This window comes from Micromonospora sp. TSRI0369 (assembly GCF_001905625.1).
GTDB lineage: Bacteria > Actinomycetota > Actinomycetes > Mycobacteriales > Micromonosporaceae > Micromonospora > Micromonospora echinospora_A.
In genome coordinates this window covers 288817-303219 of sequence record NZ_LIVU01000003.1, presented here as the reverse complement: position 1 = coordinate 303219, position 14403 = coordinate 288817, and the positions used below count along the sequence as shown (strand labels likewise).

9 protein-coding genes are annotated in these 14403 nt (G+C 72.7%); 2 read left to right on the top strand and 7 right to left on the bottom strand.

Features of this window, described 5'->3' with window-relative positions; translation table 11 throughout:
• Nucleotides 1–2 precede the first annotated feature (2 nt).
• From AMK25_RS10215 to AMK25_RS10190, 6 genes are read right to left on the bottom strand one after another with little or no spacing between them, the layout of a single operon-like run.
• Entirely contained in the window at nt 3–1031 is a 1029-nt protein-coding gene (locus tag AMK25_RS10215; protein WP_073828619.1) for a hydroxymethylglutaryl-CoA reductase, read from the bottom strand.
• A 23-nt stretch (nt 1032–1054) separates the two neighbouring features.
• Nucleotides 1055–2137, bottom strand: a complete 1083-nt coding sequence (fni, locus tag AMK25_RS10210) for a type 2 isopentenyl-diphosphate Delta-isomerase (protein ID WP_073827928.1) — start codon at nt 2135–2137, stop codon at nt 1055–1057.
• Nucleotides 2134–3243 (bottom strand): phosphomevalonate kinase, encoded by a 1110-nt coding sequence (locus AMK25_RS10205; RefSeq protein ID WP_073827927.1) that lies wholly within the window; start codon nt 3241–3243, stop codon nt 2134–2136. The genes fni and AMK25_RS10205 overlap by 4 nt, the downstream gene beginning before the upstream one ends.
• Nucleotides 3240–4280 (bottom strand): diphosphomevalonate decarboxylase, encoded by a 1041-nt coding sequence (gene mvaD, locus AMK25_RS10200; RefSeq protein ID WP_073827926.1) that lies wholly within the window; start codon nt 4278–4280, stop codon nt 3240–3242. The genes AMK25_RS10205 and mvaD overlap by 4 nt, the downstream gene beginning before the upstream one ends.
• On the bottom strand, nt 4270–5334 hold the full coding sequence (mvk, locus tag AMK25_RS10195; RefSeq protein WP_083664699.1) for a mevalonate kinase: 1065 nt from the start codon (nt 5332–5334) through the stop codon (nt 4270–4272). The genes mvaD and mvk overlap by 11 nt, the downstream gene beginning before the upstream one ends.
• Nucleotides 5334–6422, bottom strand: coding sequence for a polyprenyl synthetase family protein (locus AMK25_RS10190; RefSeq protein WP_073827925.1), 1089 nt, complete (start codon nt 6420–6422; stop codon nt 5334–5336). Before AMK25_RS10190 ends, mvk begins: the two co-directional genes overlap by 1 nt.
• A 420-nt stretch (nt 6423–6842) precedes the next feature.
• Here AMK25_RS10190 and AMK25_RS10185 point away from each other — a divergent pair, with 420 nt between their 5' ends.
• Nucleotides 6843–9512: a helix-turn-helix transcriptional regulator gene (locus tag AMK25_RS10185; RefSeq protein WP_198937496.1), complete on the top strand. Its 2670-nt coding sequence runs from the start codon at nt 6843–6845 to the stop codon at nt 9510–9512.
• 54 nt (nt 9513–9566) lie between these two features.
• On the opposite strand, the gene AMK25_RS10180 is transcribed toward AMK25_RS10185, so the two are convergent.
• Nucleotides 9567–11240, bottom strand: a complete 1674-nt coding sequence (locus AMK25_RS10180; RefSeq protein ID WP_073827924.1) for a LuxR C-terminal-related transcriptional regulator — start codon at nt 11238–11240, stop codon at nt 9567–9569.
• A 1021-nt stretch (nt 11241–12261) separates the two neighbouring features.
• Between AMK25_RS10180 and AMK25_RS10175 the strand changes: the two genes are divergently transcribed.
• The gene (locus AMK25_RS10175; protein WP_198937495.1) at nt 12262–14361 is read left to right on the top strand and encodes an MMPL family transporter; all 2100 of its coding nucleotides are present in this window, start codon (nt 12262–12264) and stop codon (nt 14359–14361) included.
• Nucleotides 14362–14403 lie beyond the last annotated feature (42 nt).

Genomic DNA, 14403 nt, shown 5'->3' with positions numbered 1-14403 from the left:
CGTCAGGCTCCGATCTTCGTGGTCTCGGTCGGGCGTTCGAGCCGGACGTGCGCCCGCATCAGCTCGCCCGGGTTGGTCTGCGCGGCGAGCAGCGACAGCTCGCCGCAGAGCACCGTCGCGGCCGCGATGACCGCGAGCCGCCGGGCGTTCTCGCCCGGATCACGCGAGGCGCGGCAGCCGAGCCGCTCCAGGTTCTCCTCGACGAAGCCGAGCCCCTTGCCGTTGCCGACGGTGCCCACGATCAGGTTGGGCAGCGTGCAGGAGAAGTAGAGGTCGCCGTCGCGGTCCTCGGCTACCGTCACGCCCTGGGAGCCCTCGACGATGTTCGCGGCGTCCTGACCTGTGGCCAGGTAGAACCCGAGCAGCATGTTCGCGTAGTGGGCGTTGGCCGAGCGGATACCGCCGGCGAGCAACGTGCCGATCATGTTCTTGTGCACGTTCAGCTGGGCGATCGCCGCCGCCGTCGTGTGCAGGCTGTCGTGGACGATCTCCCGCGGCACGACCAGCTCAGTGACCACGTTCTTGCCCCGGCCGAGAATGCCGTTTATCGCGGTGGCCTTCTTGTCGGTGCAGTAGTTGCCCGAGATCGAGCCGTACGAGATTCCCGGAATGGTGTCCAGGATGTGCTTCAGCAGCGCGTCGGCGGCCAGCGTCGCCATGTTGTGCCCGGACGCGTCGCCGGTGGTGAAACTGAACCGCAGGAACAGCAGGTTCGCGGTGATCTCGTGGTGGAACCCGATCAGCTCGACGAACCTGCCGCAGGTGCGCACGATGTCACGCAGTTCGTCGAACCGCGCGTCGACCTCCAGCGAGGCCAGGTAGGCGGTCTGCGCGTCCTTGGCGCGTACGAACACCGAGCGGGTCATGCGCTCGTCGACGAGCGTGGCGACGATGCCCGCCTCGACCATCCGGGAGATCTTCGCGCCCCGGCCGACGGACGGCCAGAGCGGCGACTCGTACGTGGCGAGCGGCACCTCCGTCTCGATCTGCGCCACGTTTCCCGAGATCCGCACGGGACCTACCCATTTCATGGGCACACCGGCGATCGCGTCGTTCATCGAATGCCTCCGATCATCTCGTGGGTGGCGCCGGAACGGGTGGCGAGGCGGTGGGTGTCGATGCCCCGGGCCGCGCAGAACGCGCTCAGCCGACCCTGGATCAGCAGGTCGCAGCGGGTCAGGTCGGCCGGGGTCCGCGCGCCCAGGGCGGTCATCAGGGCTTCGATCTGGTCGAGCCAGGTGGAGAGCAGCGACAGAAGCGCCGGCACGCCGCCGTCCAGGAGCGTGCGCAGGAACAGTCCGGACACCCCGGCCGCGCCGGCGCCGAGCGCCAGCCCGCGGACCACGTCGAGCGGGTTGCGGATGCCGCCGGAGGCCAGCACGGGCAGGTCCACGCCCTGGGCGTCCAGCAGGCAGGCGGGTGTCGACTGTCCCCACCCGTCCAGGAAGGAGTAGTCGGCTGCGTCCCGCCGGTCGTTCTCGATGCGCGCGAAGTTCGTGCCGCCGCGGCCGGCGACGTCGGCCACCCGGACGCCCATGTCCCGCAGCCGCAGCAGCGTCTCGCGGCTGAGCCCGAAGCCGACCTCCTTGACGATCACCGGCACACCGACGCCGGCGACGATCTGTTCGATCCGCGGCCCCCAGGCGGCGAACGACCGGTCCCCCTCCGGCATCACCGTCTCCTGGATGGTGTTCAGGTGGATCTGCAGCGCGTCGGCCCGCATCAGGTCGACGGCCCGCCGGGCCCGTTCGACGGAGGCGGTGGCGTTGACGTTGGCCATGATGAACCCGTCGGGGTTCTCCCGGCGCATCACGCTGAACGTCTCGGCCACCGACTCGTCGGCGAAGTAGGCGCTCATCGACCCGGTGGCGATGGGTACGCCGGTCTCCCGGGCCGCGATCGCCAGGTCCCGGTTGATCAGGCCGGTCTTGGTGCTGCCGCCGGTCATCGCGTTGATGCACAGCGGCACCGGCCAGTCGATGCCGCCGAACGACGTGGCCAGCGAGACGTCGGACCGGTCGATGCCGGCCAGGGCGTGGTGCACGAAGGACACGTCGTCGAACTCGTGGTGACCGCCGAGCCGGCCCTGCTGCTCGGCGGCGAGCCGGACGTGGTCGTCCTTGCGGTTGGCGATCATCGCGCGCTCCCGTTCGTCTGATGGACCTGGATCGGCATGGGGAGCACCCCGGCGGCGGCCCACTGCTCGCGCAGCCGCGCGGTCTGCGTCGCGGCGGTGGCGTCCAGCAACGCGATGCCGCAGTCCCCGCCGCCGGCGCCGGACGGTTTGGCCGCGCCGCCGACGGTCTCGGCGGCGTCGCACAGCGCCGTCAGCCGGGGGGTGAAGATGCCGAGCCGGACCTCGTCGTCCAGCTCGGCAAGCACGTGCCGGGCCCGCCGGACCTGGTGCAGCAGTTCCTGGTCGTCGCCCCGTTCCAGCGCGTCGATGGCGGTACGCACACACTCCTGGCTACGGCTGGTGAAGCTCCACCGCGCCGGGCTGCCCCGCCACCGGGAGGCGGCCAGCCGCCCGGTCAACGAGCTGCTGCTGGCCGGCTCGCCGGTCCAGCCCACCTCCAGCGCGAGGCCACGCGGTGGTGGCAGCCGCCGGACCCGCAGGCCCGGCCAGGGCGCGCGGATCGTCTCCTCGACGCCGCGCCGCCGCGTCATCTCGCGCACGGCCGCGCGGTCGGGCGCCTGGTAGGCGATCCAGCCGCCCCAGACGCTCGCGGCCAGATCACCGCCGGAGGCGTCGGCGCCGTCACGCACCGTCGCCAGCATCGCCAGCCGGAACCGCGATTCGAGCGACAGCTCCACACCGTGGTACGCGGCCACTGCGGTCACCGTGGCGACTGTCACCGCCCCGCTCGACCCGAGGCCGAACTTCGTGCCGTCGCGGTGCAGCCGGCTGGTGATCGCCACCCGCATGGGCAGTGGGCGCAGCCCTCGCCCGGCCAGGAGTTCGCCGACCACCTCGATCGCCGAGACCACGGCGCCGAGGGCGTCGGGTGCCGGCTGCCCGTCGCCCGCGCCGACGAGCCGGCCGTCCTGCCACCGCAGGCACGCCTGCTCCGGGCAGAGGTCGGAGTCGACAACGAGGTGGGCGCCGGCGCCGGAGACGGTGACGTCCACTCCCCTGTCGACCGCCACCAGCAGCGCCGGGTGGCCCGGCTCCAGCACCGCGTACTCACCGGCGATGAACAGCTTGCCCGGCGCGTGGCGGCGCACGGCGCCCGGACCGGTCACGGCCGGCTGCCCGGGTCCGGCCGGGCCGCCGGCCCCGGTCCGGCGACGACCACGGCGCAGCCCGGCGCGGCGTCGCGCAGGGTGTCGGCCACCCGGTCGGCGTCCGCGCGGCGGCAGAGCACCTTGACGTTCGGTCCGGCGTCCATTGTGGCGTAGGCGGAGACGCCGTCGGCGCGCAGGCGCAGCACGCTGTCGAGCACGGCGACAGTGACCGGTGCCAGGTAGCGCACCGCCGGCCGGGCGGCCAGCATGGTGGCGTGCATGCCGAGGGCGTTGCGTTCGGCGATCTCGCCGACGGCGTCCAGGTCTCCCTGGAGCAGCGCGGCCCGCATCTCGGCCAGGTCGACGCGGCCGGAGGCGACCCACGACTGATAGAGCGGGGAGGTCCGGACGGTTCGCCGCATCCCCTCGCGGCTCGACACCGCCTTCGGCCCGGCGTCGACGATCGCGATCACCAGCGCGACGTCGAGGGGCGCGACGGGCACCGGCTCGGCGTAGGAGCCAAGGTCCGCGGCGGTCCCGGCGCCGGGGCCCGCGTGGCACATCGCGAAGCCGCCGAAGACCGACCGGGAGGCCGACACGGATCCCCGCCGGGCCAGGCGGGACAGCGCGGTGGTGTCCAGGTCGAGGCCGTACGCGGCGGCGCCGGCGAGGGCGAGGGCGGCGAATCCGCTCGCCGAGGACGCCAGGCCGGCGCCGGTGGGCACGGAGTTGCGGGTGTCGACGCAGGCCCGTTCCGTGCGCCCGGCCAGCTTCCGTACCAGGTCCAGGAAGGTGACGACGCGCTGTCGCCGTTCGCCGTCGGCGGGCGAGCCGTCGAGGACGACCTCGTCGGCCGTCGCGCCGCTGTCGATCCGGACGGTGGTGGTGGTCGGGAAGACGTCGAGCGTCATCGACAGGCTGTCGGCGTACGGGATCATCAGCTGCTCGTCGCGCTTGCCCCAGTACTTGATCAGCGCGATGTTCGGATGGGCCACGGCGGTCGCCGGCCGGTCGAGCGCCGGCGCGGACGGCTCCGCCCGGTGGTCAGTCGTCATGGCCGGCGAACCTCCCCATCGGGACGGCCCAGGTGCGGACGGCGCCGGCCTGCTGGACGCTCCGCACCACCGCCGCGGATTCCCGGCGGTCCCGGGCCAGCGCGATCATGCAGCCGCCCAGCCCACCGCCACTGATCTTGGCGCCCGGGCTGCCCGCCGCGAGCGCGGCGTCGACCATCCGGTCGATCCGTTCGGTGCTGATGCCGACCTCGCGCAACAGCCGGTGGTTCTCGGTCAGCCGCGCGCCGAAGTCGGCGACCCGGCCCTGGAGCAGGTCGTGCGCCGCCGCCTCGGTCAGGCTGGTCACCCGGCTGACGAACTCGTCGCGCGTGCGCGGGGAGCGCTCGAAGGCGCCCCGCAGCAACTCCACCGCGTCCCGGGTGCTGCCGCTGACGCCGCTGTCGGCGATGACGAGCACCGCGTGGAAGCCGGCCGGGTCCGACGCTCGCGCGGCACGCGCGGCGCCCGCCATGGCGACCGGCAGTTCCCGGCCCACGCCGTTGCGGAAGATCAGTGGCGCGGTCGCACCGGTGGCCAGGGCGTCGATGCCGCTGGCCCGGCCGTGCGCCACGTTCTCCGAGGTCTGCACCAGATCGAACACCGTGGCGGCGTCGAGGCGGCGGTCGAACGCGTCGGCGAGGGCCAGCACCGCGGCGCGGGCGCAGGCGGCGCTCGACCCGAGCCCCCGGCCCTGCGGGATGGCGCAGTCCACGAGCACGTCGACGCGCATCGGCTCGGTGACGGCGGCCCGCTGCCGGAACTCCGTCACCAGATGTTGCAGGCCGTCGGTCGGAAGCGACGTCACCTCCGGACTCTCCAGCCCGGCGATGGCGAAGGAGATCTCGTCGCCGCCGTCGCCGCCGGCCCGCCGCGCCTTCGCCACGGCGGTCAGTTGCGGCACCGGGACGGCGAGCGCCGGAGCGCCGTACACGACGGCGTGTTCGCCCAGCAGGATGGCCTTGCCGTGGGCGCGGCCGGTGCCGAGGCGGCCCGGCCCGTCACCCCGGCCGTCGAGAACGCCACGGGCGACGACGGTCACCGGTTCCGTGGACATCACTGGGCCCGCTGGGTGGCCTTGATCGCCATGTCGGCGAGCTGATGCTTCGCGGGGGCGGTGGCGCTGCTCGCCTCCAGCGCGGCCAGCGCCCGGTCGGTGCGCTGCGAGATCTGCCGCTCGATCTCCTCGACCGCACCGACGTCGCGGAAGATGCCGCGGATGCGGGCGATCTCCTCGTCCGCGAGGTCCGTGCCGACCTTCGCCCGCAGGTAGGCCGCCGCGTCCGGGTCCCGTTCGTCGGCGCGCTTGAGCGCCGTGGCGAGCAGGACCGTCCGCTTGCCCTCCCGCAGGTCGTCGCCGGACGGCTTGCCCGTCACCACCGGGTCGCCGAACACGCCGAGCAGGTCGTCGCGCAGCTGGAAGGCGATGCCCACGTCGGCGCCGAAGGCGCGGTAGGCCGCGAAGAGGGCGTCGTCCGCGTCGGCGATCGCCGCGCCGAACTGCAGTGGCCGCTCCACCGTGTACGACGCGGTCTTGTACTGGTTGATGCGCAGCGCCGCGTCGACGTCCTCGCTCCGGCTCACCTGGCTGATCAGATCGAGCAGCTGGCCGTACATGACCTCGGAGCGCACCGCCGACCACACCGGTGAGACCCGCACGTGCGCGTCGGCCGGCAGGCCGGAGGCGCGGACCAGGACGTCGGCCCAGATCAGGACGAGGTCTCCGATCAGGATGGCGGTGCCGGTGCCGAACGTTCCCGGGTCACCGGAGAAGCGCCGCGCCCGATGCCGTTCGGCGTACGCGACGTGCGCGGCGGGATGGCCGCGGCGGGTCTGGGACGCGTCGATGATGTCGTCGTGGATGAGGCCGGACGCGTGCAGCAGCTCGAACCCGGCGCAGGCGTTCAGCACCGCGGTGGCCACCGGGTCCTCCGGGTCGCCGCCGGCGCCGATCCAGCCCAGCCAGGCGAAGGCGGGCCGGATGCGCTTGCCGCCCCGCAGGACGTAGCTCTCCAGCTCGGCGACCAGGGCCGCGAAGTCGTCGCCGAGCTCGCGTGCCTCGGCGCGGCGCTCGGCGAAGAAGTCGCGCAGCGCGGCGTCGACGGGTGCCGAGTCGGTGACCGCCCCGAGATATCCGACGGTCATGCCCGCGTCTCCCGATCAAGACGGCGGTCACCATTACACTCACGCATCTCGGACTCCCCTGGATTCGCTAGACCAGTCGCGTCGAGCGGCGATTAGTCGATTCCGTTCCGGACGTTTTGCGCCGGCGCGGAAACGGCGCCGATCTCCCCATCGGCGTCGCCATTTCGTCCGCGCCGGCACGCCGAGCCCGGCATGGCCTGACAGTAATCGCGGCCTGACACCCTGCCCACTACTCACGCGAGTAGTGCGCGCTGCCAGCGACGTCGCCGACGAACGGCCGCAGATCCCGTATAACTGAGTAGCCCGCCCCGGTCCGGCGTTCAACTGTCCAGAACGGACGGTCGAACGCGGTGGGACATCGGCTCGCGGCGCACGTCGGACGATTCAGCAGAGGAAATCGGGATGGTCATCATGAATCGCATGGCGGGGCGCGGGCAGGAATTGTCCTCATTGGGGGAACTGCTCGACGCCACCATGCGGGGATCCGGGGGCTGCGTCGTCGTCGACGGGCCGTTCGGCATCGGCAAGACCCACCTGCTGAAGGTCACCGGCCTGGAGGCGGCGGCCCGCGGGCTGACAGTGGTGGCCGGGCGGGCAAGCGTCACGGATCAGCCGGTGCCCGTACACCTGCTCGTCAACTTCCTGCGCCACGCGATGCCCGGCGAAGCGGCGGTCGAGCAGCTCGCCCTGCCGGGCGCCAACCCGTTCTGGCTGATCGACCGGGTCGGCGATCTGGTCGAGGTCGCGGCGCGCCGGCGCCCGCTCGTGGTCGCCCTGGACGACGCCCAGCGCATCGACGACGTCAGCGCCCTGGCCCTGCGCGGACTCGTGCCGCGCCTGGCGTCCTCGCCGGTGCTCTGGCTGCTGGCCCGCCGGCCGGTCGCCGCCGGGTCGATCGCTCAGCACGCCGTCGACTGGCTGGCCGAGCACGTCGCGGTACGGGTACGGCTGCGCGAGCCGGGCGAGGAGGCGGTGGCCGATCTGTGCGCCGGCATCCTCGGCGCCCGGCCGGACGCCTCCGTCCTGCGCTGGGCGGCCCGCTGCGGCGGCAACCCGAAGGTGATGGAGATCGTCTTCAGCGCGTTCATCAAGGCCGGCCAGATGATCATCGTGGACGGGGCGGCGTCGGTGGTGTCCGACGAGCTGCCCGACGGTGTCCTCGCCGCCGTCCGCGGGCTGCTGGAGGAGCTGCCGCCCCCGCTGCGGCGCCTGCTCGCGGCCGGCGGCCGGCTCGGCCACACGTTCCCCGTCGACCGGGTGACGGGCCTGCTGGACGGGTCGGCCGCCGACGTGTCCGCGGCGATCGACGAGGCGGTGCGGGTCGGGCTGATACGACGCGACGGCGCGGAGCTGACCTTCGCCCACCCGGTGCTCGGAGAGGCGCTTCGCCACGCCGCGTACCCGGAACCGGAGCGTGCCGAGCCCGGATCCGCGCCCGCACCGGCGGCGGGCGACCCGGTCCGGCGCGGGCGGCCCGATCCGCGGCCCGGGACGCCCCACTCCCCCGCCGGCGTACGCGTCACGCGCTCCGCGCCGGACGCGGCCACGCCCGCCGCGACGGCGGGGCCGCGCTCGGGCCGGTGCGGGTGCGACGACGTGGTGGCAGCCGCCGTGTCCCACCTGGAGAACGGATCCGCCGAGGCGCCACGAGCGCTGGCCCGTGCGCTGCGCCTGCTGGCCGGGGCGGGGCGGGCCGCCGAGGCCGGCCGCCTCGCGGAGGTGATGCTCCGCCGCGACCTCCCGGCGGACGTCGAGGCGCAGCTCGTGCTCGAACTGGGACACGGGATGCGGGCCGCCGGCAGCCACCGCCTGGCGGCCGGCTTCCTGCGCCGGACGCAGGCCCGCCACGACGTGTGCGAGCTGGACCGCGCCAAGCTGGACCGGGCGCTCGCGGACACCACGAAGCACCTGGGCGGCGCCTCCTCCGCCGGGCCGGAGCCCCGGCACCAGTCGACGGGCTGCGCGCCCGGCCGGCGGCCGCTGTGGACCTGGCTGGTCCGGGCGCTGGGCGCGGCCGATCAGCTCGACGAGGCGCAGGCGGTGTTGGACACCGTACGACCGCTGGCGCAGGAGCCCAGTCACACCGGCTCGGAGTCGCTCTGGCGCGGCCACCGGGCCGAGCTGCTGGCAGCGGCCGGACGGCTGGACGAGGCACGCGCCGAGGCGGAGGCGGCGCTGCGAGCCGCCGACCACTCCCGGCAGGACGACTGCGTACCGGCGCGCCTGGTCCTGGCCCACCTGAGCGTGCACCACGGTGACCTCGCCACGGCCAGCGACCAGTTGCGGGCGGCCGAGCGGCTGGCCTCCGCCGACGACTCGGTGCGGATGGACTGGGCGCTGGCCCGGTTCCACGCGGCCAGCGGCCGTCCGGCGATGATGGTGCAGACGCTGATCAACGTCGCCGGACAGGTCGTACCCGATCCGCTGCTGTTCACCGAGGCGCCGGCCGCCGCGGCGACGCTCGTACGCCAGGCCCGCCGGGCGGGGCTCGACGCGGAGGCCGAGCGGGCCGTGGAGGTCGCCCGGCGCGTCGCCCGCGGCAACCCGTTCGTCCAGTCGCTGGCGGCGGCGGCGGAGCACGCCGCGGGTCTCCTGCGCGGCGATCCGGCGGCGCTGCTGCGGGCCGCGGATCTGCACCGCCTCGCCGGCCGTACGTTCGCGGCGGCCGGCGCGGTGGAGGACGCGGCCCGCAGCACCCGGGAGCGGGCCGAGGCCACCCGTCTGCTCGAAGCCGCGACGGACGGCTACCGGGAGTGCGGCGCGCGACGCGACCTGGAGCGCGTGGAGGCCGAGCTGCGTGGCCTGCCGGCTCACAACGTCCGCCCGCTGGTCCCCGACCGGCCCCGGTCGGGGTGGGAGAGCCTGACCAGCGCGGAGCTGCGGGTCGTGCGGGCCATCGTGGACGGGATGACCAACCGCGAGGCAGCGAGTTCGCTGTTCCTGTCCCCGCACACCGTCGACAGTCACCTGCGGCGCGTCTTCTCCAAGCTCGACATCAACAGCCGGGTGGAACTGACCCGCTGCTTCATCGCGCACGAGGCGGTCCGGCCGGCGCTGGCCACCACACGCCAGCCGGCGTCCGCCGGCTGAACCGGCCGGCGTACGCCGGGGCGCGGTTCAGCCGGCGGACGCCGGGAATGGGGTTCAGCTGGCCTTGCCGGTCATCGATCCGGCGCCCCAGTCCTGGTCGCCGCTCATGGAGTAGATCGCCGCCCGGCCGGAGTACGTGGCCGCGGCGTGCGCCAGCTCGGCCCGGGTGTTGAAACCCAGTTTCCGGTAGATCTTCCGCAGGTGGTAGTTGACGGTGTGCGCGGACAGGTGGACCTGCTTGGCGATCTGCCGGTTCGTCAGGCCCACGCTCACCAGGTAGGCGATCCGCTGCTCCATGTCGGACAGGGTCGACCAGCAGCTCGCCGGCGGGGTGGCGGCCTCCTCGGCGCGGGCCGGCGTCGCCGGCCGTCCCCCCGCCTGGGCCTGCGCGGCGTAGAGCTTGGCGAGTTCCTCGGTGGCCAGCGCCACCGAGATCGGGTCCCGTGACTGCACGATGATGAGCGCCAGGGCCGCCGGAGCGCTGTTCGCCAGCGCGTGGGCGTGCATGGCGGTGAGGCTGACGACCTGGATCCTGGGGTTGTCCGCGGCGAGCCCGTTGACCGTGTCGAGGACGCGGCGTTCGAGGTCACGGTCATCCACGTCGCGGGCGAGCAGGACCAGGAAGGCGGCGGCGCTCGGCACCTCGACGTAGAGGCGGCGCTGCGTCGGCAGGCGGTGGTGCTTGCCCGCGAGCATCTGGGCGGCGGCCCGCGGGCCTTCCTGCTTGACCGTGATCAGCACTTCCGCCCACGAGTACTGCACCGAGTCGAGGACCACGTGGCGGTCCGCGTCCCGCTGCCCCCGCCTGAGGTACTCGATCGCGGCGGGCAGGTCCCCCATGTAGAAGGAGGCGGTGCTGAGCACCGCGTAGGCGAGGGGCCGCAGCATCGGCACCGCGTCCCCCTCCACGGCGGTGGTGGCCAGCGCCGCCTCCCGACGCGCCTCCCCGATCCGCCCGGCCTGGAGCAGCAACCGGGACCGCATCACCGCCGTCGCGGCCGTCCAGATCGGCGCGGGCAGTCCGCGCAAACCCGCTTCCGCCTCGTTGATCAACGCCTCGGCCTCGTCGAACTCGCGGAGGTTCGCGAGTTTCCCGGCGAGCGCGAGCTGGGCGTGCAGACGCCACACCGGCTCGACCTCCGCGCCCGCCCGCACCGCCGCCCGTCCCAGCTTCAGGCCCTCCGCCAGCTTTCCCGCCGACCACAGCCCGGTGGACCGGGCGGTCAGCGCCATCGCGAGCGCGGCGTCACCGGACTCGGCGTCGCGTTCGCGCAGGATCGCCTCGGTCATCGGGTCGCCGCCCTCCCCGCCGAGCAGCAGATCGGCCAGCACCAGACACGCCTCCGCGTCACGCCGGGCGGCGAGCGACGCGGCCGGGCCGGCGAGAACCGCCTCGGCGACGCGTATACCGGCCTTCGCGTTCCCGTTCATTATCAGGCGGTGCGCCCGGGAACAGGATCCGGTGGCGTCCTCCCCGGTCGCGCTCACCGGCGCGGTAGGCGCCGCGTCCAACCGGCGATTCTGGTCGGCCGCCGGGCGCCGTCGCCCGGAAAGGCTCATCGCCTCACGTCTCAAGGCGTCGCGGGCGGGCCCGGGAATGGACTCGATGATGCCGCGCAGCAGGAAGTCGCTCTGAAAGGCGAGCTGATGCTCGGCGGCGACGACGAAGCCCGAGGCGATCGCCTCGTCCACCGGCGGGAGCAGGGCCGCCGACGATCGGCCCAGCATTCTCGAAACGTCCTCCAGCATGAAGGATCTGCCCAATGCCGCGGCAACCTTCAGGAACTGCTGGCAGTCGGCGCTGACATCATTCAATAGCCGCATGACGAAACTCAGCACGCGCCGGGGAATTCGCCGGGACACCAATTCCGCCCGACCGTTTCTCTCCCGAATCAATCCCTCTTCGGCGAGCCCGCGCGCGAGTTCGGCGACCAGGTGCGGATTTCCGCCGGCGCCGCCCGCGAAGTCAATCAGTTCGCGGTGCACGTCGACCCCGAGGATCTCGCGCAGGACCTGCTCGTCGCTCCCTCCGCCCCATGGCTGGGACGCCGGCCCCCCGGCGGCGCACACCGGATTTCGTGCTGCGTCTGTCGCCCGGTTCTCCCGCGGCCGTCCCGTTGTCATAATCCCCCCGGAATATGCGCACACAGCTCAAGAAAAGCCTGGACTCGGCGGTGACGCTACCCCACAGCAACAACATTTGCCATCGATCACCGTCGTCGCTCATCATAGCTATCCGGCAGGCCCGGGCGCAGCCGTCATATATCAGGCAGCATCCCGCTGATATCGGACTTAACTAAACAATGCCACGATTGGCAGAACCCTCTCGCATGACCGAAATAGCCCTCGCCGGCAACCACCCCGACCGACGGCCCGAGCGCCCGGAAGCCGCCCTGAACAGGTGAAACATGCTGCGACCGGGCCGCGACGCCGCAGCGGGCGATCCGGGCCCGACCGGCCCCGCAGGCGCGCCGGCGGGCGGCGGGCGACCGCGCCGCTCTGCCGACAGAAAAAGCGCAGGATACGGCGCTGACCGGATACCGACAGGTGTACTGCAAATGGAGTACCGCAACCGTGGTACTAGCGACCAGGAAGTGCCTGCATCCGTACGGCGACACAGAAGTGCCTGTTCACGACCATTAGGTAGAGCGCTTATTGACTTGAGGAGAAGATGATGCCTACCGAGACTCCCCGCACAGACGGAGCTCTGGCGGGATTGGCGCGGTTCTGTTACCGGCGTCGTCGACTGGTGCTCCTGACCTGGATCGTCGGCGTCATCGCGCTGGCGTTCCTGGGCTTCCGCTACGGCGCCGCCCCGGACAACGTCTACTCCGGCGGAGACTCCCATTCGGCACGAGCCCAGGCCCTGATCGAGAAGCACTTCCCCGAGCAGCGGGGGGACACCCTCACCCTGGCCATCAAGGCCGAGCGGGGGATCGACGACCCGGCGGCCCGGCAGAAGATCGAGAAGGTCATCTCCGATCTGGACGCCTCACCGGTGACCGGGCCGATCGTGTCGCCCTACGACGACCGCAACCTGGTCACCTCCGACCGCCGCATCGCCCGGACGACGATCCCGCTGACCTCGATGGACGTGGAGAAGGCCGAGGCCAAGCCGCTCGTCGACACGGTCAAGGACGCCTCCGGCGACGGCGTGACGCTGGGGCTGGGCGGAGAGCGGGCGGAGAAGGCGGAGACGCCCCCGCAGGGCCCGGCCGAGGCGGTCGGCGTGGTGACCGCCGCGGTGATCCTGTTCCTCGCCTTCGGCTCGCTCGTGGCGATGGGCCTGCCGATCGTGACCGCGTTGCTGGCGGTGCTCGGCGGGGTCGCGCTGATGAAGCTCGTCGGGCACCTGGTCCCCTCGCCGGACTTCACGGTCCTCATCGCCGTGCTGATCGGCCTCGGTGTGGGCATCGACTACGCGTTGTTCATCCTGACCCGCTACAAGGACAGCCTGCTGGAGGGGGACGATCCCGAGAGCGCCACGGTCAAGGCCATCACCACTGCCGGTCATGCCGTCCTCTTCGCAGGCACGACCGTGATGATCGCGCTGCTGGGCCTGATCGCCATGGGCCAGAAGATGATGAACGGCGTCGCGCTCGGGGCGTCGGCGACAGTGCTGGTGACGATGATCGCCGCGGTCACGCTGATGCCGGCCTTCCTGGGCTTCGCCGGTTACAAGATCCAGGGCCTGCGCGTGCCGCGCCGGGGACCCCTTCGCCAGGCCGACGCCGACTCGCCGAAGCAGGAGCGCCGCACGCTCGCCGAGCGCTGGGCCGGCGTCGTCCAGCGCCGCCCGGTCACCGCCGCGCTCCTGGCCACCGGGGTCCTGCTGGTGCTGACCGCGCCGCTGCTGTCGATGCGGCTGAGCCTGCCCGACGCCAGCGTCCAGCCCCGTGACCGGAGCAGTTACACCTCGTACGAGATCCTGTCCGAGGGATTCGGCCCCGGCTACGGCGCTCCCCTGATCTTCGCCGCCGAGGTCGGCGACGGGAACAGCGACCTCGGTCCGGTCGTCGCCGCGGTGAGCGGCACCGAGGGCGTCGCGTACGCCACGCCGCCCCGGATCAGCCAGGACGGGCAGGCCGCCGTCTTCATGGCCTTCCCCCGTACCGGCGCCCAGGACGAGGCCACCGCGGACCTGGTGCACAAGTTGCGCGACGACGTGCTGCCCGCGGCCTCCGGGGGCCGCGAGGTCTATCTCGGCGGCCCGAACGCCGGCGCGATCGACCTCGCGGAGGAGACCAGCTCGCGGCTGCCCGTGATGATCACCGTGGTCATCCTGCTGTCCCTGCTGCTGCTGGTCGTGCTGGTGCGGTCGGTCACGATCGCGCTGCAGGCGGCGGTGATGAACCTGCTGTCCATCGGGGCCTCCTTCGGTGTGCTGGTGGCGATCGTGCAGTGGGGCTGGCTCGGGTCCGCCCTCGGCTTCCCCACCTCGATGCCGATCACGACATGGGTGCCGATGATGATGTTCCCGCTGCTGTTCGGCCTCTCCATGGACTACGAGGTCTTCCTGATCTCGCGGATCCGCGAGGAGTACGAACGCACCGGCGACACCCGCCAGGCCGTGACCCGTGGTCTGGCCCGGACCGCCAAGGTGATCACGGCGGCCGCCGCGATCATGATCGCCGTCTTCACCACCGGCATGCTCGGTCCCGACGTCTCGGTCAAGCAGGTCGGCCTGGGCATGGCCGTGGCGGTGTTCGTCGACGCCACCATCGTCCGGATGATCCTCGTCCCGGCGGTGATGGAGCTGTGCGGCAACGCCAACTGGTGGATGCCCGGACGGCGGGCGAAGACGACCCCGGTTCCCCCGGCCGGAGTCGAGGAAGCGGCCAGGATCTGAGCCCCTTCCCCCAAAGAGTGCGGGGAACCCCTGGACGGGTTC